Annotated in this window: 24 protein-coding genes; 13 read left to right on the forward strand and 11 right to left on the reverse strand. The window is 38.3% G+C overall.

The features are described from left to right. Positions 1-234 precede the first annotated feature (234 nt). The 5 genes from RMY63_RS15395 to RMY63_RS15415 all read right to left on the reverse strand — a co-directional run bounded on the left by RMY63_RS15395 (position 235) and on the right by RMY63_RS15415 (position 5,308). On the reverse strand, positions 235-1,059 hold the full coding sequence (locus RMY63_RS15395; RefSeq protein ID WP_322729531.1) for a glycosyltransferase family 2 protein: 825 nt from the start codon (positions 1,057-1,059) through the stop codon (positions 235-237). A gap of 45 nt (positions 1,060-1,104) precedes the next feature. Continuing rightward, positions 1,105-2,409 carry an NAD(P)/FAD-dependent oxidoreductase gene (locus RMY63_RS15400; RefSeq protein ID WP_322729532.1) on the reverse strand — a complete coding sequence of 435 codons (1,305 nt, stop codon included), beginning with the start codon at positions 2,407-2,409 and terminating at the stop codon, positions 1,105-1,107. A gap of 91 nt (positions 2,410-2,500) precedes the next feature. Next, the gene (locus tag RMY63_RS15405) at positions 2,501-2,857 is read right to left on the reverse strand and encodes an EamA family transporter (protein WP_322729533.1); all 357 of its coding nucleotides are present in this window, start codon (positions 2,855-2,857) and stop codon (positions 2,501-2,503) included. Positions 2,858-2,879: 22 nt separating this feature from the next. Next, positions 2,880-3,272, reverse strand: coding sequence for an EamA family transporter (locus tag RMY63_RS15410; protein WP_322729534.1), 393 nt, complete (start codon positions 3,270-3,272; stop codon positions 2,880-2,882). A 1,817-nt stretch (positions 3,273-5,089) separates the two neighbouring features. Beyond that, the gene (locus RMY63_RS15415; RefSeq protein WP_322729535.1) at positions 5,090-5,308 is read right to left on the reverse strand and encodes a hypothetical protein; all 219 of its coding nucleotides are present in this window, start codon (positions 5,306-5,308) and stop codon (positions 5,090-5,092) included. A 640-nt stretch (positions 5,309-5,948) separates the two neighbouring features. On the opposite strand from RMY63_RS15415, the gene RMY63_RS15420 reads away from it, so the two are divergent. From RMY63_RS15420 to RMY63_RS15435, 4 genes are all read left to right on the forward strand, one after another. Continuing rightward, positions 5,949-8,114: a Tex family protein gene (locus tag RMY63_RS15420; RefSeq protein WP_322729536.1), complete on the forward strand. Its 2,166-nt coding sequence runs from the start codon at positions 5,949-5,951 to the stop codon at positions 8,112-8,114. A 13-nt stretch (positions 8,115-8,127) separates the two neighbouring features. Then, a complete protein-coding gene (locus RMY63_RS15425; RefSeq protein ID WP_322729537.1) occupies positions 8,128-8,469 on the forward strand; it encodes a 2Fe-2S iron-sulfur cluster-binding protein in 342 nt (113 codons plus the stop codon). Positions 8,470-8,813: 344 nt separating this feature from the next. Further along, positions 8,814-9,215, forward strand: a complete 402-nt coding sequence (locus tag RMY63_RS15430; RefSeq protein ID WP_322729538.1) for a phage holin family protein — start codon at positions 8,814-8,816, stop codon at positions 9,213-9,215. Between the two features lie 120 nt (positions 9,216-9,335). Next, positions 9,336-9,527, forward strand: a complete 192-nt coding sequence (locus RMY63_RS15435) for a YqaE/Pmp3 family membrane protein (protein ID WP_292745009.1) — start codon at positions 9,336-9,338, stop codon at positions 9,525-9,527. Between the two features lie 337 nt (positions 9,528-9,864). On the opposite strand, the gene RMY63_RS15440 is transcribed toward RMY63_RS15435, so the two are convergent. Further along, positions 9,865-10,665 carry a histidine kinase gene (locus tag RMY63_RS15440; protein WP_322729539.1) on the reverse strand — a complete coding sequence of 267 codons (801 nt, stop codon included), beginning with the start codon at positions 10,663-10,665 and terminating at the stop codon, positions 9,865-9,867. A gap of 191 nt (positions 10,666-10,856) precedes the next feature. Between RMY63_RS15440 and RMY63_RS15445 the strand changes: the two genes are divergently transcribed. The 4 genes from RMY63_RS15445 to RMY63_RS15460 all read left to right on the forward strand — a co-directional run bounded on the left by RMY63_RS15445 (position 10,857) and on the right by RMY63_RS15460 (position 13,416). Then, complete coding sequence (locus RMY63_RS15445; protein ID WP_322729540.1) at positions 10,857-11,081, forward strand: hypothetical protein; 225 nt, start codon at positions 10,857-10,859, stop codon at positions 11,079-11,081. A gap of 55 nt (positions 11,082-11,136) precedes the next feature. Further along, positions 11,137-11,472, forward strand: a complete 336-nt coding sequence (gene petJ, locus RMY63_RS15450) for a cytochrome c6 PetJ (protein ID WP_322729541.1) — start codon at positions 11,137-11,139, stop codon at positions 11,470-11,472. A 163-nt stretch (positions 11,473-11,635) separates the two neighbouring features. Next, complete coding sequence (locus tag RMY63_RS15455; RefSeq protein ID WP_322729542.1) at positions 11,636-12,655, forward strand: aldo/keto reductase; 1,020 nt, start codon at positions 11,636-11,638, stop codon at positions 12,653-12,655. 152 nt (positions 12,656-12,807) lie between these two features. Then, entirely contained in the window at positions 12,808-13,416 is a 609-nt protein-coding gene (locus RMY63_RS15460; RefSeq protein ID WP_322729543.1) for a calcium-binding protein, read from the forward strand. Positions 13,417-13,460: 44 nt separating this feature from the next. Here the strand turns inward: RMY63_RS15460 and RMY63_RS15465 are convergent, their stop codons facing one another. After that, complete coding sequence (locus tag RMY63_RS15465; RefSeq protein ID WP_322729544.1) at positions 13,461-13,781, reverse strand: DUF433 domain-containing protein; 321 nt, start codon at positions 13,779-13,781, stop codon at positions 13,461-13,463. A gap of 98 nt (positions 13,782-13,879) precedes the next feature. Further along, complete coding sequence (locus RMY63_RS15470; protein WP_322729545.1) at positions 13,880-14,353, reverse strand: DUF4385 domain-containing protein; 474 nt, start codon at positions 14,351-14,353, stop codon at positions 13,880-13,882. Between the two features lie 75 nt (positions 14,354-14,428). Between RMY63_RS15470 and RMY63_RS15475 the strand changes: the two genes are divergently transcribed. Both RMY63_RS15475 and RMY63_RS15480 read left to right on the forward strand, forming a co-directional pair. Continuing rightward, complete coding sequence (locus RMY63_RS15475; protein ID WP_094353202.1) at positions 14,429-14,896, forward strand: VOC family protein; 468 nt, start codon at positions 14,429-14,431, stop codon at positions 14,894-14,896. Between the two features lie 184 nt (positions 14,897-15,080). After that, positions 15,081-15,377, forward strand: a complete 297-nt coding sequence (locus tag RMY63_RS15480) for a hypothetical protein (RefSeq protein ID WP_322729546.1) — start codon at positions 15,081-15,083, stop codon at positions 15,375-15,377. Between the two features lie 19 nt (positions 15,378-15,396). Here the strand turns inward: RMY63_RS15480 and RMY63_RS15485 are convergent, their stop codons facing one another. Beyond that, positions 15,397-16,077 (reverse strand): Uma2 family endonuclease, encoded by a 681-nt coding sequence (locus tag RMY63_RS15485; RefSeq protein ID WP_322729547.1) that lies wholly within the window; start codon positions 16,075-16,077, stop codon positions 15,397-15,399. A gap of 156 nt (positions 16,078-16,233) precedes the next feature. Here RMY63_RS15485 and RMY63_RS15490 point away from each other — a divergent pair, with 156 nt between their 5' ends. After that, the gene (locus RMY63_RS15490) at positions 16,234-16,386 is read left to right on the forward strand and encodes a type II toxin-antitoxin system VapB family antitoxin (protein WP_322729548.1); all 153 of its coding nucleotides are present in this window, start codon (positions 16,234-16,236) and stop codon (positions 16,384-16,386) included. Here the strand turns inward: RMY63_RS15490 and RMY63_RS15495 are convergent. Both RMY63_RS15495 and RMY63_RS15500 read right to left on the reverse strand, forming a co-directional pair. Then, positions 16,344-16,745 carry a type II toxin-antitoxin system VapC family toxin gene (locus RMY63_RS15495; protein ID WP_322729549.1) on the reverse strand — a complete coding sequence of 134 codons (402 nt, stop codon included), beginning with the start codon at positions 16,743-16,745 and terminating at the stop codon, positions 16,344-16,346. The two genes, RMY63_RS15490 and RMY63_RS15495, sit on opposite strands and share 43 nt — an antisense overlap. Further along, positions 16,742-16,981, reverse strand: coding sequence for a hypothetical protein (locus tag RMY63_RS15500; protein WP_322729550.1), 240 nt, complete (start codon positions 16,979-16,981; stop codon positions 16,742-16,744). Before RMY63_RS15500 ends, RMY63_RS15495 begins: the two co-directional genes overlap by 4 nt. A gap of 159 nt (positions 16,982-17,140) precedes the next feature. Between RMY63_RS15500 and RMY63_RS15505 the strand changes: the two genes are divergently transcribed. Both RMY63_RS15505 and pheT read left to right on the forward strand, forming a co-directional pair. Continuing rightward, a complete protein-coding gene (locus RMY63_RS15505) occupies positions 17,141-17,389 on the forward strand; it encodes a type II toxin-antitoxin system RelE/ParE family toxin (protein ID WP_322729551.1) in 249 nt (82 codons plus the stop codon). Between the two features lie 416 nt (positions 17,390-17,805). Beyond that, positions 17,806-20,256 carry a phenylalanine--tRNA ligase subunit beta gene (gene pheT, locus RMY63_RS15510; protein ID WP_322729552.1) on the forward strand — a complete coding sequence of 817 codons (2,451 nt, stop codon included), beginning with the start codon at positions 17,806-17,808 and terminating at the stop codon, positions 20,254-20,256. The last annotated feature ends 21 nt before the right edge of the window (positions 20,257-20,277 follow it).

The raw sequence follows: 20,277 nt of genomic DNA on the forward strand, positions 1-20,277 counted from the left end.
AGCCACAGCTGCTAGAAGAACGTGTGGATTTCCCTCCCCTTTAACAACACCTTGGCAAATCCGCCCACATACTAGAAATTTGGAGCTATTTGACGAAGAATTCAGAAGTCAGAATACAAAAGCGGAGCAAGGAAAGCTCCGCTGAAAGTATAAATGTAACCTAAAATACATTTATGTTTATGTATTTATTTAGCACTCTTCTCAACCAGGGAATTTAGACTTTTCTTCTCAGGTTTATTTACGATTTCCTATTTTCAGTGGAATTCTTGCTGTTTCTTGCTCATGAAAAATCCGCTCTAAATTGGAAGTTGCCCCTACTGATGTTAGATTCTTAAACAAGAGCTTTAGTGTTCGAGTAATAGTTTTAAGAATTTTCATTTTGCTAGCAGTCGGCTTTTGATCATATCTCAAAACCATTGGAATTTCTACGATTTTTGGTTTGAGGGCTTTGGCTTTCAGCAGTAAATCTATCATGCAAGCAAATCCACTTTCAGTGAATAGATTGTCCCCATAATACATATCCAGTTTACTGAGAAAAGTACGGTTATAGAGTCTGTAACCACAAGTGTAGTCTTTTACGCCTGGTACACGGGCGGCAATTCTGAAAAGCCAGCTGGCTCCGTAACTCATCAGTTCTCTAAATTTTGATAAGCCTATGACTTTAGAACCTTTTCGATATCTGGATGCGATCGCAATATCATAGCTACCAGCTATCATAGTGTCATACATTTTTATTAATAGTTCTGGTGGCTGAGTATTGTCGCAATCCATCGCCGCTAAAAAATCACCTTCTTTAGAAATTTCTAAGAAAGTCGTAAAACCTGTTTTAATTGCTTGACCTAAACCAGCATTTTTGGGATGTTGGACTAATTTCAATAATATACCCAGTGATTGGGATTCTTGTAAAGCAGTCTGAGCAGTTTTATCACTACTGCCATCATCGACAAGAATCAGTTCTATCTCTATATTAAAGATTTGCTGCAATGTTTGAAACTTTTTGAACAAGGGTCGAATTGATTCTTGCTCGTTATATGCGGGTAAAAGAACAAAAAGACTCATAAAGACCTCGTGTGATTTTTAAAATAAAATGTGATTCCTCAAATTTCAATAATTCAGTAATACTGATTTTTTGAGAAATTCATCGACTTGTCGAACTACTGCGTTATTGTTAACGCTATCATTGACCAACTGTGAGGTATTGACGACAAAAAAATCATCATTTTCAGTACTCACTTTTGGAACAAGGCTGGAATAATTTAAAACTTGTAATGGCTGTACTTTAATCGCTCGATTAATATGTGCTGCCACAATGTCATCTGCTTTGAGTTCAGGGAACATTGAACGTATACCTTGGAAAAATATTGGACGTAATTCGTCATCTGGTTGTTTTAACAACGGGTCAGTAGAAAGTATATATTTTGGTAAGAATGTAATGTGATACCCTGCCGTCTCTTGCAAAGAAACTAAGTTACTCATACCGATAACTCCGGTAAAAGGAATATTTCTATCGGCAATATTTACTACGTAATAAGGAACTAAAGGTTTACGAGTAATCAGTACCATGCAGATTACACCCAGGTATTCTACTGTTTCACCAGTGTCTGAAACTTTCACTAGTCCCTTCGCAGCAACCTGTTGCAAGATATTAACTGGGCCAGTAAAGATGACTTTATCAAAATGCTCTTTTTTACCCTGATATTCTACCCACATTCCACCCCCTGGATGAGGGGCGATATATTCAACTGCAACACCTTTGTGGATATGACCTCCAGCCGCGTAAATTAATTTTTCTATATGGTCAAAAACAGTTTTATAACCGCCAGAGACATAACCAAGTTGTTCTTTATTTAATGAAGAATCACGCGCTGAAAATAGTCGTTTGATATAAGCCCAGATAAAAACCGCTGATATTCGCTTATAGTTTTCTCCTAATTTGGATAAAAGCAAAGGTTTCCAGAGCTTTTCGTATGTGTTTTTACCACCGAGTTTCAATAGCCAATCTTCAACTAAAATCTTCTCTAAACGCCGCCAGTTATTCAGACGTGAACCATATAGGAGAGTAAAAGCTAATCTGATTTTACCGATAATTCCAAATAAAGGAAAACGTAGGAATTCTATACTGTTACTAATAGAATAAAACTTTTTATTGTCATAAAAGCCTGTTAAACTTCGATGCCAACGTAGTTTTTCTCCAAGACCAATATCTCTGATAAAATTTATTAAGTGAGTGTCAGAAGGTAGGATAACGTGATAAAAGCGATCCCAGGTAAATAATCCGTAATCATGATAGGTAGTAAGTCCACCAAGCTGCTTGTTATTATCAAAAACAGTGACTTTATGTCCTTGATGTGAAAGACGTTGAGCTAATACTAGCCCAGTTATGCCTCCGCCAACGATACCTATATTCATAAATTAAATTTAGATTTTGTGAAAATGTTTTAGAGGATGATGTTGAGAAGCTGTTAATACTAAATAATCTGATGATTTGCTTATTAAGCTATTAATGTACGACTAGAATTACGCCAGTTATAATAACGGAAATTCCTAACCATTGGCTAAACACAACCCCTTCTTTTAAAAGATAGTGAGAAGCAATTGGTACAAATGCATACATTAGTCCTAAAACTGGAAAGGCTTGACTTAAAGGAATTGTCCGCAATACATAAAGCCACAATATAGTCATAAATGTATAGCAGATAAACCAAATCAAAAAATAACGAGATAATAAGAGATTTTTGAGAGATCCGCTTTCTCCTTTATTAGAGTTAGAAATATAAAGTCCATACTTGAGTGAAAGTTGAGCTGTTGTTCCAAACAAAACGACAAGCATTAAATTTAGCCAAGTAAAAACACTCATTTTTAATTTGTTAAGTAATTAATTATCTAAATTTGAACTTTCTTATCGGATTAACTACTAAAAGAACACCCAAGAATATAGTGATTACTCCTACTATTCGAGTTAATGTAATCACCTCATTAAAAAAGTAGTATGAACCGAAAAGTATCCCGACATAATTTAAACTAGTCAAAGGATAAGCAATACTCAATTTTACAGATCGCAGAGCCAATATCCAATTGACTATTCCTAAACAGTAGACAGTAATAGCTAATGATAGTTTCTGAAGAAACTCCCAATCCAATACTTCCTCATTTGTATGAATCATGGCATTTTTCATCAGTAATTGTCCACAGATACTAAATAAAATACTTACAAATAAAATAATATAAGGGATTATTTTAAAGTTTGAACTTTTTTGCGACATGGATTTCATCGTACTTTGCCTTAATTAAGATAGTAGGTATGAACTAGCTAGTAAAAAACCAGTTGTTTTGAACGTTTCATATCTCGGCAAAACCTTCTCTACAATTTGACTTCCACTTCAGTAGATAGATAACAAAATGAGGTTGAAGTGACTGGATATAAAAATGATCGTTGAAAGTCATGCCCTAAAGTTAAAAACTAAATACTATATAGTTTCCAGCACTATATAATTTCCAAGATGGTTGCTCTATCATGGCAGCGTTCGATATGATTCAAAGTAAAGCACGCTTAATTGTTTTACTGAATTATGCTCCCAAGCAAACCAGTTTATTGCTTGGCAATTGGCACAATCAATTTAAAGTTTGCCCAACTGTGAATTACAGATATTTTCTGTGCTACATTTTTAGCGCGATCGCGATAATCTAGTAGTAGATGCAGACATAGGGAAGGTTGAGAACTTTGTCACAAATTCTCTCTATATACACAAAGTTTGCAATGTGCGTAGGTGTAGTCCATCGTAGACATCGCTGATGCTGAACTCTGATTCCACCTATATATTCAACAGATGCACCTAAATCAAAATGGATTGACAGAATTTTGGATTAACTGATTTATTAACTTCTATCAGTTGTATCCTGCTGTAGAAATTTTTTGAAGATACTATGTGATCTTCTCAAGCTATAAAACCTAGCTGGATTGAGAAATATTCTCTATTTGCTCCAGGAAAGTTGATTAATGTACTGACATATCATAAAACTTCTCCCGGCTCACAGACATATCTGTAATCTCAGCTAGCAATTAAGCCGATTTATAAAAGTAAAGGTTTTTACTCAAATTGAGTATGTATACGTGCTCTTTTTGGGCATGGGAACACAAGAAGTAATACAAGTCTGACTGCCTGCGTAAATTATAGAGAGGAGATAAATCAATCTATAGTAATACGCTTTACAGGTTTATGCGGAATTTTACTGAATGTCCAAATGGAGCCTTTTTAACAAAACAACCAATTCAAACTAGGGTTGGCTAATCAACTTGAAGTTGACGTTGCTTGCATTAAAAACTTGAGATACTTTTACACCATTTAGTATTAGGTTTGCTTGATTTTTCCTTGTAATTTTAAATAGGCTTTTTTCTCCAAATTTATTGTTACATGCAGTTACTTACTAGAATACCACGAGAAAGGTATGTTGCAAATTTATCGCTATACTTTATCAAAAATTTATCTAATGACAAATACACTTAAACAAAAACTTCATAAAATAAAAATCCTCTTTTATTATGAATTTCTGTCTGGGAAATTTGTATATTTATGAAGTAACTTCTGGGTATTAAACTTGTAGAGGTAAAGAGTTAGTATTAGACTCGATAAATGCAAAGCTAAGAGTTGACCCAAGAAAATTGAAACTTGAACAACACTACTTGCGCTGATAATATCACACAATGTTACACTAAATTTCAGCCAGAATTTTTAGATGACTATTGAGAGTTTAAATTGTTTTTATCTATCCACAAAAATTTTCATCTAAATTCACATATCTCAGACAGAGTTAGTAGTCCGCCAATTTTCTTTGGCTGGGTAGAGGTTTTTCTATTGTTTGAACTCATTATCCTCACAAAAGTCTGTTGGTAATAATGATTAACAATCTAAACTGAGTCTGCCAAGGTGCTAATGCTATAGTTAAAATCAAGCTAATAGCTGCAAATTAGGGAATTTCATTAGTACTCTTATTGAACAAGCAGGCAGTAGTTAAGACAGTAAATAGTGGTATCAAAAAAAAACGACGCTAGGTTTCCTTGGCTGGATAGAGGTTTCTCTAAGTTGTTTTCCTATTGTTTGGACTCATTATCCTGTAAAAATCTGTTGGTAATGACGAAGACAATGATTAATAATCCAAACTGAATCTGCCAAGGTGCTAATACTAAACTTAAGATCAAGCTAATCGCTGTAAATACACCTGCAAGATATGCAATTTCATCATTACTCTTTTTGAATAAGTAGCCAGTAGCTAAAGCAGTACATAGTGGTATCAAAAGAAACAAGAGCATTTTACTAACCTCTGAACTATAAGGTTGTAGTGTTTTTAAAGCAGTTTTCATGTATTTGAACCACATCTGTTGTAGGGGCGCAAGGGCTTGCGCCCCTACCGCATGGTTTATTTACCTGAAAATAGCTGTAAAACAAATTTTTTGGAAGTGTGGTTGATTTTACATCTAATAAGGTTTTGCTTACAACAGTCGAGCGAAATAAATATTGAAATAAATATTATAGAGAATCAAGATTACGCAAGGTTGTATTTTACGCCAATTGGAATAATTATTGTGACAAATGAAGCGCCTAAAAGCTTGACAACTCTTTTTTTATAGTTAATGGTGTACGTAGCAAGCTTTAAAAGTACGTATGAGACGTTACGTAAAATCGTATAGTGTTTAAGAACAGACAATTCCTTCCGGTGATGCTACTTTTGCCGTTCTCCCGACTCAGCATAGCTGCGCTATGCTATGCAAACTCTTATTCATCTACGCAGATTGAAAGGGTTTAAAACTTGCGTAGGAGGGTTTTGTCTATTTCGCCAATTGCACTCCTGTGAGCAATCATCTGGTAAATTAGCTTAAAATTTTGGCCTTGCGGCAAGATAAGGATCTAGCATATTACCTTTAGAAGTAGCATTTTCATTTTAGACACCTAATGCTGAACATTCCTCAAATACTGGCAACTGAAATAAACCTCAAATCCCATCAGGTGCAAAACGCGCTGGAACTTTTGGCAGAGGGTGCAACAATTCCCTTTATTGCACGTTACCGCAAAGAACGCACTGATGAGATGAATGAAGTGCAACTACGGGAACTGGCCGATCGCTATACTTATTTAACAGAACTGGAAGAACGCAAATCGGTGATTTTAAGTGCGATCGCCCAACAAGGTAAACTCACAGATGAACTCAAAGCCAAAATCTCATCCTGCTTACAAAAAACTGAACTTGAGGATTTATACTTACCCTATCGACCAAAGCGACGCACCCGCGCCACCATCGCCAGAGAAAAAGGACTCGAACCACTGGCGGAATTTATCAAGTCACTAAATGTAAATGTCAAAAATGCTGCAACGGTTTCCCTGGAGGAAGAAGCGGCTAAGTATATTTCGGAAACGAAGGGAGTAAAAACAACAGAAGAAGCGCTCAAAGGTGCTGCTGACATTTTAGCAGAAGAAGTAGCTGAAAAAGCTGAGTCACGCGCATATATCCGCGACTATCTTTTAGAAGAAGGGGTATTTGTCTCTCGCATCAAAGATGATTATCCCGAAGGTACAACCAAATTTGAGATGTACCGTAACTATCAAATTAGGGTAAAAAATATTGCACCACACAATATGCTGGCGTTGTGTCGGGGTGAAACTGAGAAAGTATTAAGCTTTGAAATTGCTTTTGATGAGGATACGGTACTTTACTATCTTGAGTCGAAAGAAATCAAAACCAAAGTACGGACAATTCGGGATTTTTATCAGGCGATGTTGAAAGATGCATTCAATCGTTTGATGAAAGTCTCTCTAATGGGAGAGGTAATTTCTGAGAATAAAGTCTATGCAGATATGGAATCAATCAAGACATTTGAAACTAATCTGCGAGAGTTGCTGCTGTCTGCACCAGCAGGAATGAAACCAACCTTGGCGATAGACCCTGGATTTAGAACTGGGTGTAAAGTTGCTGTCCTCGACCAAACGGGGAAATTTTTGGAATACCAAGCGGTTTTTCCTCACCAAGCTGCTGAACAACGCGCTAAAGCTGCACAAACTGTCAAAAATCTGATTGAAAAATACAAAATTGAGTTAATCGCCATCGGTAACGGTACAGCGTCCCGCGAGACAGAGGAATTTGTCACGCAAGTATTACAAAATATAGAACGCAAACCAGTTAAGGTGATGGTAAATGAGTCTGGTGCATCTATATATTCTGCTAGTATTGTGGCGCTAGAAGAGTTTCCTGATTTAGATGTTACCGTGCGCGGTGCAATTAGCATCGGCCGCCGTTTGCAAGACCCTCTAGCAGAACTTGTGAAAATCGATCCCAAATCTATTGGTGTGGGACAATATCAGCACGATGTCGATCAGAAGTTGCTGAAAAAGAAATTGGATGAGACTGTAGAAAGCTGCGTTAACTACGTCGGCGTAGACTTGAACACCGCCTCCAAAGAACTTCTAACTTCCGTCTCTGGGATTACGGCAACAGTTGCCAATAATATTGTCGCCTATCGCAACCAGAATGGAGCCTTTAAAAATCGCCGACAACTGTTGAAAGTTCCGAAACTGGGGCCGAAGGCTTTTGAACAAGCGGCGGGTTTTCTGCGGATTCGCGGCGGTGATAACCCTTTGGATAATACAGCAGTGCATCCAGAGAGTTATTCTGTAGTAGAAGCGATCGCATCTGATCTAAATGTGCCATTAAAGCAGGTAATACAAATTGCCGAAAAACTCAAAAAGACCAACGTGAAGAAATACGTTACCGATAGCGTCGGCGAACCCACACTGCGCGACATTCTCAGCGAACTGGAAAAACCAGGTAGAGATCCTCGTGCTGAATTTAAGTATGCCACCTTCAAAGAAGGGATTAAAGAAATCAGTGACTTAAAGGTAGGAATGGAACTAGAAGGAATTGTGACGAATGTCGCCAACTTTGGCGCGTTTGTCGATATTGGCGTACATCAAGATGGCTTAGTGCATATATCCCAACTTGCTGATAGATTTGTAGACGATCCCAACAAAATTGTCAAAGTTGGACAAGTAGTCAAAGTGCAGGTGTTAGAAATCAACGAGAAACTCAAGCGGATTAGTTTATCGATGAAAGCAGTTAAACAATAATTAGAAACAGCAGATGGCAGTTTATCAAGTTCGATTTATCAATCCTACACTTGGATTAGATCGCACCATTCCAGTACCAGACGATCAATATATTCTAGATATGGCGGAAGATGCTGGTATCCGCCTACCATCTGGGTGTAAACAAGGCGAATGTTCTGCGTGTATTGCTAAACTTATTAGTGGTGAAGTCGATCAAAGTGAGCAAAAATTCCTGCGTCCAAATGAAATACAGGCTGGTTATGTTGTTACTTGTGTAACTTACCCTTTGTCTGATTGCACTTTAAAAACCCATCAAGAACAAGTCTTATATAAATCAGCCCTTTATTATAAGCCTGAGTCGGGAAAATCTGAGTGATTTTTGGCTTGTAACATTAAATTAATCTTAAATTTTCAGGGTGTGTTAAATTTGTTTAACGCACCCTTCAAAAGATTGCAATACGTTAGATATATTCATAAATTAATATGCATTATCTAGAACTCTTGTAGAGAGTTAAGCTGCTACGTCTCTACTCCTATGTCTAATGTATAGGCGTACAGATGTGCGCCCATAAAATGTATTTAAAACCGCTATAGTTTTATCAATGATAGACCTAATGGTAGAAAGAAATTCTATCTTGCAAGGGAGGTGAAACCCTAGCAGATAGTCAAAGATGATATAAGAAGTCGCAAAAAAAATCTCTAGTTATTTAGGTAAAAACAATGTTGACTCCATTTTTAACCGCGCTAGCTACAGCTTTGAGCCTGTTGATTGTTGATTTAGTTGTTCCAGGCGTTAATATTGCTAATTTCCCCGCAGCTTTGATTGCTGCTTTAGTAATTGGTCTAATTAACGGTTCAGTTAAACCAGCTCTGTCTGCTCTTTCCCTACCACTTAACTTTCTCTCATTTGGAGCATTTTCGCTTGTTGTCAACGGTTTGTGTTTTTGGTTAGCAGCAGTGCTAGTTCCTGGGTTCGCAGTTCGTGGAATTATTGGTTTCCTGCTTGGTCCAGTAATTTTAACTTTTGCTAACACCTTTATTAACAACTACTTTGTTGAAAGAAACCTTTTAACCAGCAGTGGTGATGTAAAGAATCAAGCTGAATTACCTTCTTCTAGATAAGTTAGAACCAGTAGAAACAGAAGTTGAATCACGTTTCTCGCCTACATAAAATCTCCGAAGGTGGATTTCCTAATTCGGCATCTCAAATGTAATTAAACAAAATCACAAAGTTGTAACATCATGAAACTAGTTCGTTTTCTTTTAGGTTTGTTAGTTCCTCCTTTAGGCGTTTTCTTGACAGTTGGCGTTGGCCCGACTTTATTTATTAACATTTTGCTCACAGTTTTAGGTTGGCTTCCCGGTAGTATTCATGCAATTTGGGTCATTGCCAAACATGATGAACAACTGAATAGAGAGGGGCGTATTTACTAATACGCAAGATTAATTTTAGGGGCTTACAATTAATTAAGTATGGTGCGTTAGGTTTTTCACCTAACGCACCACTTTTTATATATGAAAACTGCCCATTGTGAAAGGCGCATATTTCCAGATAATTTGTCAAAAAAAATAGTTCTGAAAAGCGCCTAATACCAAGTTGAGAAACTTAGTCTTATTTATCAAGCTCGTTACTGGAATGACTTTGAGTAAATAATACGAACAAAGACAACTTGGTATATATGAATGCACCTCTATATAAAGATAGTGCGTTAAGCTAAAGCTTAACGCACCCTACTTAAAATTTACTGAGCTAAATCAACATTAAAACAGTCTATTTATGAATAGTATCCCGCTCTTTATTAGCAGGTTCCTTATCTTTGAATAAGTCAGCCGCCGTTAAGAGTAACTCTCTTAAGGTTTGTTTGATTTGGCGCTCTTTTCTTGCTAGAGATGTTCCAGCTTCACCCAGTTTATCTTCTAGTTGCGATCGCTTCTGTTCTACCTGTACAGCCATAGATTCTGCTTGAGGACGAGCTTTATCGTACCAGTGTTTAGCCTCGTCTAGATAATCTTGAACTTCCATATTCCGCCCGCCATAGCGTGCAGCCATATTAGCTCGAACAATGGCTAGCTGCGCTTGCAGTTGCGCGTAACGTTTCTTTAGCAATCCTACTTCTTCACTATCTTTAATAGCATTGACAGCAGAATCAATGGCAGTTTTGGTACTCGCAGGTTTTTCCTTACCCGTCTCTTCAATTTCTGCCAAAATTACATCAACCTCTTGTTGGAGTTGTTCTTCTTCACCATCAAGTTGAGCTTGTAGCTTTTTTATATCTGTTTGAGTTTGAGCAATGCTTTCGTGTCTTTTGCTATTAATTCCTTCCAGCGCTCCTTCAATCGAAGCTGTCACTTCATCTTTGAGTTCACCACCTTTTTCTTGGAAGTTTTCAATTACAGCCGAAACTGCATCTTTCACAATGCTACGAACTTCACTAGAACCTTGTTTAAACTCAGAAGCTACTTGAGAAACTGCGGATTTCACAATTTCTCGAATCCGCTCAGTTCTTAATTGTCCAGTTTCTTTAGCTTGTTGCAGGTCTGCTTGAATTTGTTGTTTGATATTGTTAGACATTTTCAACTCGTAGAATTTAACTAAATTGGATAAAATTTTCTAGACATGTTTCCATATCAACATTATGGCGTAGCCTAATAAGGCTCGGCACTTCCTTTAGATAGAAAATTATAGCCCCAAAGAGGTGATGTGTAAGATGTTGCCCATTTATGAGATGATGAATATTTAGTGGTAGTAATTGGGAGTAAAATATGTGGCAAGTAAATATTACTTGTTCGGATGATGCCTGGAAACTCTATGGTGTTGATTTTAAAGCGATCGCAGATAAATATCAAGGTGAATTAATTAGTTCCAAAAAAATGCCAGATGGTACGCGCATCATGTCTTATAAAATTGAGGATGTTAGTGATGCAGAAGCTTTCCAAGAAGATTGTGCAAATTTTGCCGGATTTACAACTGACTTTGAATCCCTCTAGTATTGGTTCTGATACTTATGCCTGTAACTAGTATGTCCAAATCTGGAGAAGTTAATTGAAAAAACTACTTACATTAGTATTAGTAACGTTTTTGTTATTAATCAGTACTTTTACTTTACCTGCTAGTGCAGCAGACACAGTTAACGGCGAACAAATATTTAGTGTTCATTGTGCTGGTTGTCATATCAATGGTAGCAACATAATTCGGCGAGGTAAAAATCTCAAAAAGCCAGCCCTGAAAAAGTATGGTATGGATTCAATAGAGGCAGTTACATCTATAGTAACCAATGGTAAAAATAATATGCCAGCCTACAAAGAACGCCTCAGCGAACAGCAAATTCAAGACGTTGCTGCTTACGTTCTTGAACAAGCTGAAAAAGGCTGGCGTTAGAAAGTCTAGGAGTTAGGAGTTAGGAGTTAAGACTTTAGCAGTTATTAACTCTAGCAGTCCGAAATCATTCATAATAAAGTAGAAAAGTTAAAAAGGCTGTAAAAACCCCCTTGTCAACTCACTAATTGTTAACTCTTCTCACTCCTCACTCTTAAACTTGAAAATGAACTTACCCGCAGCTAGTCGTCTCCAATTCACTCCTGATTTAAACATCTGCCGCATCTTAAATGGTATGTGGCAAGTATCCGGCGCACACGGAAGGATAAATCCTCAAGCCGCTATTGAGACTATGTTCAAATATGTAGATGCTGGCTTTACCACTTGGGATTTAGCAGACCATTATGGCCCCGCAGAAGACTTTATTGGTGAGTTTCGCTGTCAACTAATTGATACTCGTGGAAAAGATGCTTTATCTCAAGTACAAGCCTTTACAAAATGGGTGCCTCGTCCAGGCAAAATGACGAAAAAACTCGTCGAGGAAAATATTAATATTTCTTTGAGAAGGATGAATGTACAATCGTTAGATTTGATGCAATTCCACTGGTGGGAATATCAGGATAAAAATTACCTGGATGCCCTCAAATATATGGCAGAACTTCAGACTGAGGGTAAAATTAAGCATCTAGGTTTAACTAATTTTGACACGGAAAACTTGAAGATTATTACTGAAGCAGGTATCAAAATTGTTTCTAACCAAGTGCAATTTTCCCTTATTGATCGCCGTCCTGAAGTTAATATGGTGGAGTTTTGTCAACAGCATGATATAAAGCTTTTTACTTACGGTACGCTTTGCGGCGGTTTGTTATCAGAAAACTATTTAGGTAAACCGGAACCGCGAGGATTTGATTTAGCTACTGCTAGTTTGAAAAAATATAAAAATATGATCGATGCTTGGGGTGGTTGGCAATTATTTCAAGAGTTGCTGGCTATCCTTAAAGAAATTGCTAATAAGTATGGGGTAAGCATTTCTAACGTAGCAGTGCGTTACATTTTAGATCAGCCAACAGTGGGCGGTGTGATAGTTGGTGCCAGACTTGGGGTATCTGAACATATAGAAGATAACGCCAAAGTATTTAGTTTTAGTTTAGATGCAGACGATCGCGATCGCATCAATGCAGTATCTCGCCAATCACGCGATTTGTACCAGCTAATCGGCGATTGTGGCGACGAATATCGGCGATAAAACTTTTGAACTGCTCAACAAAGAGATAGCTTATACTCTATCACCTAGTTATGACAGCAACTTTATCAATAGCTGGATGCTAAAGAAGGATGAGTTGCTTTTTTACTTTAAATGTGAAATAATCAATACGTTTTTATTATACAGTTAGTTGCATGGCTATCTACGCTAACAATATTGATTATTTCACTAGAGGTACTTCTGGTGATGACAATATTTATGGAACTGATTTTAGTAATTATATTTATGGGTATGACGGGAATGATGTTATTTTCGGTCTTGGTGGGATTTACGATGACATCATAGCTGGTAATGGCAATGACGTAGTTTTCGGCGGTTCTGGATCTGACATAATTGTTGGTGGTAACGGTAATGACTTCCTTTTCGGTAGTAATGACGATGATACACTTTTCGGTAATGGCAATAGTCGTGTCATTGGACAAGATAATGATTACTTAAGTGGTGGCACTGGTAATGATGTGCTTTGGGCTGATTATGGCGAAGATACGCTATCAGGCGATTTAGGTGCTGACCGATTTCGCTTACCTTCTTTGTTTAATGGCATTGACATTATTACAGACTTCAATCGACTTGAAGGTGACAAAATTGAAATTTCAATTATTTCAAGTGCGCGTTCTATTAGTGATTTTAGCTACAACAAAAACACTGGCGCTTTGTCTTTATTTGGAACTCAAATAGCTACTCTTGAAAATAAGCCTACTGACTTCTCAACTAATGTTGATATGCAATTTTCCGTACCCTAATCATTTGGAATTTGTAATAAATTTCATCTGATATCTTCTCCTAGTCAGAAAGATTCTTCACGCATACACTCTGTCGTAAAAGCAAATACTGCTCTTAATGCTTCTGAGGTCAAGATGGGATAGTTTACTAGCACCTGTTGTTCTGTCCATCCCGCAGCAAACAAACCTAATAAGAACTCTACAGATAAACGAGTTCCTTTTACAGTCGGCTTACCCAGCAGAATTTTGGGGTCTGAATGAATGTACTGTCGCCAGTCCATAGTTTGTACTCCGACAAAGCTACAGCTATTGTTGCACAGTATGATTTTTGTTGGCTTAGTGAGGTTGAGATGCGATCGCGTTAATCTTAAATTAATTAGCCTCAAGATTCATTCACGAAGCTCAAAGGTTCACTCGCAAAGCTCAGAGGTTCATTCGCGTAACGCACTCTCCGAAAGTCACTCAATTGAAAGTTGACAGAGTACTAGTCTAATTCATACATTTGCTTATGCTTGGCTAAAAGCTCTTGATATTTCTCATTTGTCTTTGCTTCTATCCACTTGGCTTTAAATATTGCTGCTGATTCCGCTTTCACTGGGTCTACTTCATAAGGAAGAATCTCTTTTTTGTCACCTGAATCTTCCGAATTTTGTTTATACTTCCTGCCGCTTTTATGATTAGCATAACGGCGAGAGCGAGTATAACCCATTTGGATAAACTTCCTTGCCATATCTGCACCAACAAAATCATTTTTCTCTAAATAATCAAGAAAAATCTCGTAGATTTTTTCACTCGACTCTCTAGCAATATCTGGAGTTTTGAACCGCCAGTAAGGAAGAATTTCTGATTTGTATGGTTCAATCAAAAGTACACCCTGCTCACCCTTGCCAACACGATAGAGTTCAGGATGTTGGCGAAAATCAATATTTTTAAAGTCTAAAGAATAATCAAAAGCCATGATAAATTTTTATTAGCAATAGTAAACTTTAAAAACAAGTTCAACTTCTATCTGAGTATTGAGATTTTATTAATTATGCTATCTAGCACCCAATCCCTGAACAGTGTTATTGCGCCAGGAAGTCTGCGTAGAGTACATCACATTGCCCTCAACGTCAAGGATATGCAAGCCTCGCGCTATTTTTATGGCACAATCCTGGGTTTGCACGAACTTACAGGCGACGAAGTACCCGCAACCCTAGTGGAACTAGTCGCATCTGGGAAAGTAGCCAACTTCATCACCCCCGATGGTACAATTCTAGATTTATTTGGGGAACCAGAATTATCACCACCAGATCCCAATCCAGAAAAGACCTTCACCAGGGCTTACCATCTAGCCTTTGACATCGATCCGCAGTTATTCGATCGCGCAGTGACAGTGATCGGAGAGAATAAAATAGCGATCGCACATGGCCCAGTCACTCGTCCTACTGGTAGAGGAGTGTATTTTTACGATCCAGATGGCTTTATGATTGAAATTCGTTGCGATCCAGATGTCCACTAAATAATTATTTGTCAGTAAAAAAGGGAAATACTTCTATGACAGCACTGACATTAAACCTGAATTTAATTCTGAATATCCACACAAGTATAACCCACCTTTGTGAGTTTAAAAACCTCAATCTTTTCTTATGTATAGCTGTGAATGACCTTTGCCCTGGCTCTTAAAAAACACTACTTAATTTACTATGACCGCTAAACTCACGCAAATATTTAAAGTAATTGAAGACACAATCACAAAACCACCAATTCCACACGAGCCATACAAGCAATCATTGAAAGCCTGGGCAATATATTGTTTGCGAGATAAAGGTTTTATAGTTGTTTATGCTCAAAATGCCGACTTTGCTATTGAAAGAAAAGGCGAAGAAAAGCTATATTTCAAAGTTTCAAACAGCCCTGAAGATTTAGATAATTCTCTTAACTGGATTGTTTGGGATAGTGCAACCAAAAGCGCCAGTCTGATAATTCGTAATTCATTATGAATTAATTTGACTATCTTGTTTACACAGATAATTGCTGCACAAATATTTGATGTTCTGGTGAATTTAATCCCAATTGTAATACAGCTAAGACTTGCTGCATATTGCCAGTAAGTAAATTTGACATTGACAACCACAAACCAGGAAATACTTGACTTTTGATAATTCCATCTACATCCACTTCTAAAGAGACATATTCCCCTTGTTGTAGGCTAAACCAATCTAATTTGTTTTCAAATATTTGCCAAACAATATATTCTTTTACGCCATTACGACCATAAACTTTTTTCTTGTCATGTAAATCAATAGCAACACTGCTAGCTGCTATCTCTATTACAAGTTCTGGCGCACCTTCAATATAATCATCACCACTCAAACGAGATTGTCCTTGAGATGTTGGTGTGATTAATAGTACTCCATCTGGTTGCGGTTCATTGTCTCGATCTAAGCGGACTGTTGGCTCAATTCCCAATCTCACACCAGGAGTTGATGCTTCATAAACTCCCAACCAAGTGATTGTATGACCATGTGGTTCAGCATGACTTTCAAAGCGTAATGGGGATGCCAAGTATACAACTCCTTCAATTAATTCTGCCTTTTGATGACGGGGCATTGCTTGATAGCGTCGCTCAAATTCGTAGCAAGTAAGGCGATCGCCATTTTCTAAATGAGGAATTCGCTGCTTGAGTGATGGGTTGACCATGATTTTCTGCTCTGGCAAGGAGTCTTACTTTATTATGGCTTGGTATATATTTTTATTCATAATAAACTGAAAATAGTTTTTATGCATTTAACTTAAATTAACCACAAAAATTTTCGTAATTCGTAATTTGTAATTCGTAATTAAAAGAATCTACACATGACTACTAATCTAGAAATTGACGAAAACTTAATTAAGGAAGCTCTCGAACTTGGTGGTCATCCAACTAAAAATGCCGTTGTTGAAGAGGCATTACGAGAGTATATTTATTATATGATTCCGAAATCACCAGAAAATAATGGCACATCATAAAGTTTAAATATCTGGTCTATAGAAATCAGCGTTAAACCTTCTACTAAAGCTTGAGAAATTAGCATTCGGTCAAACGGATCTTTATGATGTAGAGGTAAAGTATTTAAATTTAGAACATGGGCAGGGATAACTGACAAAAAAGAGATCCCATTTTTACTTTGGCTGTCGTAGATGTCTTCTAACGATTGACTAAGCGTGAGCTTCCCTAGCTGACTCTTAATTTGTATTTCCCACAAACTAACAACACTGACATCTAGTTTTGTGTCCGTTCGTTGTAGCAAACTTAAAATATTTGGTGATAACTTCTCAGGCTCACTGTCCCACCAAATAAAAATATGAGTATCTAATAAAACCTTCATAAACCCCAAAAAGAATCTGGTAAAGGATGATCAAAATCATCACTCATTACCATAGAGCCACGATTTAAACCCGCTTTGGGAACTACAGGCTGTTCTTGGGGTTGAGACAAAGGCAAAACCCTTGCCCAAGGCACACCCTGCCGAGTTAGCGTCACTTCAACATGATTTTGGATATCTGATAATAAATCAGCTAAATTATCCGATAAGTCAGCAATATCGAAAGTTTTTAATGACATTTTTATTTATGCCCTACTTATTACCAGCATTATAATAGGAGTCCTAAATCAATTGCTCACAGCAAAAACTTGGCTAGATGAGTTTGAGCAGGGTGAAGGAATTCCTGCCGAGCTTGCCTTGGCAACCCTACAACACAAACTTGGCATTCCGCCTCGCCCATGAGTTACCAGGTTCTCATTCAACCCACTGCTTTTCAAGAAATCGAAACATCCTATCGTTGGATGTGCGACAAAGAGAGTGCTAAAGTAGCCAACAACTGGTATTACGAACTTCAAGACGCGATCGCTTCGCTTCAAGAATTTCCTAATCGCTGTAGCATAGCACCAGAAGCACCAGTGATTGGTCGTGAAATTCGGCAACTCTGGGTTGGAAAACGAAGAAAATATCGAGTGCGTGTTTGTCGTTGAAGAAAATGTTGTAGCAATTCTTCATGTTCGCCACACTCGCCAATCTTATCTAGGTGAAGAATCTGAGTAATTTTTGTCAAATTCCCGTAATTCCGCTTCAGTTAATTGCTGATAATTTAAATTACTCATTATATGATTTCCTCTTTGTTACTCAAAATTTCTACTTGAATTGTTTGACCGATTAGCATTACTATTCTTTGCGATCGCGTGTTGTACCTAGAGCCAATCTCAAACATATTACCCACATTCACATAAGCCAAGACGCCAGGAAAAGATTAGCAACAGAGATTGTTCTGCCAGTCTAACGTAGTAGGATTGTTCAAGTGAAAGGTAAGCCTTGCGGGACGAGTAGCCATCGATCGCTTCTTGCACCCTAAAATAAGAGCAAAAGACGATTCCTAAAACAAGCACACTCCATGCGTATTTCTCTAAATTGGCTGCGCGAACTAGTAGAGATAAAACTTAGTCCAGAAGAATTAGCCGAAACCCTGACAATGGCAGGGTTTGAGGTTGAAGAGATTGAAGACCGCCGCACTTGGGCAAATGGCGTGGTGATTGGGAAAGTGCTTGAGCGTCAACCCCATCCCAACGCCGATAAATTGAGTGTTTGCCAAGTGGATATCGGTACTGGTGAAACTTTAAATATTGTCTGTGGCGCTGCCAATGTGAAGGCAGATATCTATGTCCCAGTGGCAACCACAGGTACTTACTTACCCAAAATTGATTTAAAAATCAAACCTGCAAAACTGCGTGGTGTCCCATCTCAGGGCATGATTTGTTCTTTAAAGGAACTCGGTTTGCCCACCGATGTAGACGGAATTCATATTTTTACCCAGGAAAATTTACCACTGGGTAGTGATGTCCGGCCTTTATTAGGTTTAGATGATGTAATTTTAGACCTGACTGCAACTGCCAATCGCGCTGATGCTCTAAGTATGGTAGGCGTAGCCAGAGAAGTAGCAGCTTTAACTGGTGGAAAGTTGAGCATTCTTGAACCTAGTGAAGTCTCTATTCCCAAAAAAGCCGGAAATTTAGCTTTAAAAATTGCCGATACTCAAGCTTGTCCTGCATACATTGGTACGGTAATTGAACAGGTCAAAATTGCTCCATCTCCTGAATGGTTGCAACAGCGTTTGCGGGCGGCTGGGGTACGTCCCATTAGTAATGTGGTAGATATTACTAACTATGTTTTGTTGGAATGGGGACAACCACTGCACGCTTTTGATGGCGATCGCCTAAAATCTGTTGCAGGTAGCGAAAATTTAACTATCGGCGTTCGCTTCGTCAATAATGGAGAATCTCTCAAAACGTTAGATGGACAAACTCGCACCTTAGCAACCCAAAATTTGTTAATCACCGCTAACGACAAACCTGTTGCCCTGGCGGGAGTCATGGGTGGGGAAGAAACAGAAGTCCATGAAGGTACTCAAAGCCTAGTTTTAGAAGCAGCTTTATTTGATTCCGTAGCAATTCGCCGTTCTTCCCGGAGTGTTGGGTTAAGAAGTGAGGCTTCTGGCAGATACGAACGGGGAGTTAACCGGGCTGAGTTGGAAATAGCCAATCGCCGCGCCTTATCCTTAATTAGCGAATTAGCTAGTGGAATTATAGTCCAGCAAGAAATTGCCGACACCCGCCCCGATCCATCTACTTGGAGTCGTTCTATCGCCCTACGTTTAGACCGAGTTAATCAAATACTGGGGCCAATCGATTTGGGAGAGGATACAGCTGAACTGCAAAAACAAGATGTTGAGCGCATCCTGACTGCATTGGGGTGTCAGTTGACTCCTTCAGGAGAAGATACTAACCATCAACCTACATGGTCTGTTTCCGTACCACCCTATCGTTACCGCGATTTAGAGCGAGAAATTGATTTAATTGAAGAAATTGCCCGTCTCTATGGTTACAACAAATTCTGCGATACTTTACCAGAAAAAGCAGAAGCTGGTTATCTGCCTTTAGATGAGGAATTGATTCGCAAATTACGAGCTTTCCTGCGAGCTGAAGGATTAACAGAATTAATCCACTATTCTTTAGTCAAACCAGGAGAAGACAGAAATATAGTACTGTCAAACCCCTTATTTGTCGAATATTCAGCACTGCGAACCGATTTGATCTTTGGGTTAATTGATGCCTTTCAATACAATTTAGAGCAGGGTAATGGTGCCCTCAACGGTTTTGAAATCGGGCAAATTTTCTGGCAAGAAGAAGACGGTTTGCAAGAAACAGAAGCCCTGGCGGGAATTATGGGAGGGGATATTTCTGTTGGCAAATGGTCAAAAAGTGGACACGAAGAACCCATCACCTGGTTTGAAGCCAAAGGCATTTTAGAAAGTGTATTTCGGCAACTTAGCTTGCAAATCGAATTTCAACCCGATCGCCGCGACGATCGCTTACATCCAGGACGCACCGCTTCCCTGTGGATTCGGGGTAACAGACTGGGGATTTTTGGACAACTGCATCCCCAACTGCGACGAGAAAAAGGTTTACCAGATTCCGTTTATGTTTTTCAGTTGGATCTAAATGTGCTTTTAGATTCTCTCGGAGAAGATGAAATTCTCGTCTCCACATTCGGGCCTTATTCTACATATCCAGCTAGCGATCGCGACATCGCCTTTTTCGCACCCGTGAAAATTTCAGTTGTCGAAATTGAAAAAGTAATTACCAAAGCTGGTAAAGATTTGCTCGAATCTGTGGAATTATTTGATGAATATCGTGGTGAAAATGTCCCCGAAGGACAGCGGAGTTTAGCATTCCGCTTAATTTATCGGGCTAGCGATCGTACTCTTACTGAGGCAGAAGTCGAACCAGTACACAATAAAGTCCGCCAAGCTTTGGTGGAAAAATTTGGCGTAAACCTGAGAAGTTAGGAGTTAGGAGTTTTTTGGTCT

The sequence above is a fragment of the Nostoc sp. ChiQUE01b genome (genome assembly GCF_034531255.1).
Lineage (GTDB): Bacteria > Cyanobacteriota > Cyanobacteriia > Cyanobacteriales > Nostocaceae > Nostoc.

Coding starts and splice junctions, on each gene's coding strand:
- RMY63_RS15460 (WP_322729543.1), top strand. CDS start 12,808: ATGGCTATCTACGCTAACAATATTGATTATTTCACTAGAGGTACTTCT.
- RMY63_RS15400 (WP_322729532.1), bottom strand. CDS start 2,409: ATGAATATAGGTATCGTTGGCGGAGGCATAACTGGGCTAGTATTAGCT.
- RMY63_RS15420 (WP_322729536.1), top strand. CDS start 5,949: ATGCTGAACATTCCTCAAATACTGGCAACTGAAATAAACCTCAAATCC.
- RMY63_RS15425 (WP_322729537.1), top strand. CDS start 8,128: ATGGCAGTTTATCAAGTTCGATTTATCAATCCTACACTTGGATTAGAT.
- RMY63_RS15455 (WP_322729542.1), top strand. CDS start 11,636: ATGAACTTACCCGCAGCTAGTCGTCTCCAATTCACTCCTGATTTAAAC.
- pheT (WP_322729552.1), top strand. CDS start 17,806: ATGCGTATTTCTCTAAATTGGCTGCGCGAACTAGTAGAGATAAAACTT.
- RMY63_RS15405 (WP_322729533.1), bottom strand. CDS start 2,857: ATGAGTGTTTTTACTTGGCTAAATTTAATGCTTGTCGTTTTGTTTGGA.
- RMY63_RS15500 (WP_322729550.1), bottom strand. CDS start 16,981: ATGTCATTAAAAACTTTCGATATTGCTGACTTATCGGATAATTTAGCT.
- RMY63_RS15495 (WP_322729549.1), bottom strand. CDS start 16,745: ATGAAGGTTTTATTAGATACTCATATTTTTATTTGGTGGGACAGTGAG.
- RMY63_RS15440 (WP_322729539.1), bottom strand. CDS start 10,665: ATGTCTAACAATATCAAACAACAAATTCAAGCAGACCTGCAACAAGCT.
- RMY63_RS15490 (WP_322729548.1), top strand. CDS start 16,234: ATGACTACTAATCTAGAAATTGACGAAAACTTAATTAAGGAAGCTCTC.
- RMY63_RS15470 (WP_322729545.1), bottom strand. CDS start 14,353: ATGGCTTTTGATTATTCTTTAGACTTTAAAAATATTGATTTTCGCCAA.
- RMY63_RS15475 (WP_094353202.1), top strand. CDS start 14,429: ATGCTATCTAGCACCCAATCCCTGAACAGTGTTATTGCGCCAGGAAGT.
- RMY63_RS15415 (WP_322729535.1), bottom strand. CDS start 5,308: ATGCTCTTGTTTCTTTTGATACCACTATGTACTGCTTTAGCTACTGGC.
- RMY63_RS15485 (WP_322729547.1), bottom strand. CDS start 16,077: ATGGTCAACCCATCACTCAAGCAGCGAATTCCTCATTTAGAAAATGGC.
- RMY63_RS15505 (WP_322729551.1), top strand. CDS start 17,141: ATGAGTTACCAGGTTCTCATTCAACCCACTGCTTTTCAAGAAATCGAA.
- RMY63_RS15435 (WP_292745009.1), top strand. CDS start 9,336: ATGAAACTAGTTCGTTTTCTTTTAGGTTTGTTAGTTCCTCCTTTAGGC.
- RMY63_RS15410 (WP_322729534.1), bottom strand. CDS start 3,272: ATGAAATCCATGTCGCAAAAAAGTTCAAACTTTAAAATAATCCCTTAT.
- RMY63_RS15430 (WP_322729538.1), top strand. CDS start 8,814: ATGTTGACTCCATTTTTAACCGCGCTAGCTACAGCTTTGAGCCTGTTG.
- RMY63_RS15480 (WP_322729546.1), top strand. CDS start 15,081: ATGACCGCTAAACTCACGCAAATATTTAAAGTAATTGAAGACACAATC.
- RMY63_RS15445 (WP_322729540.1), top strand. CDS start 10,857: ATGTGGCAAGTAAATATTACTTGTTCGGATGATGCCTGGAAACTCTAT.
- RMY63_RS15395 (WP_322729531.1), bottom strand. CDS start 1,059: ATGAGTCTTTTTGTTCTTTTACCCGCATATAACGAGCAAGAATCAATT.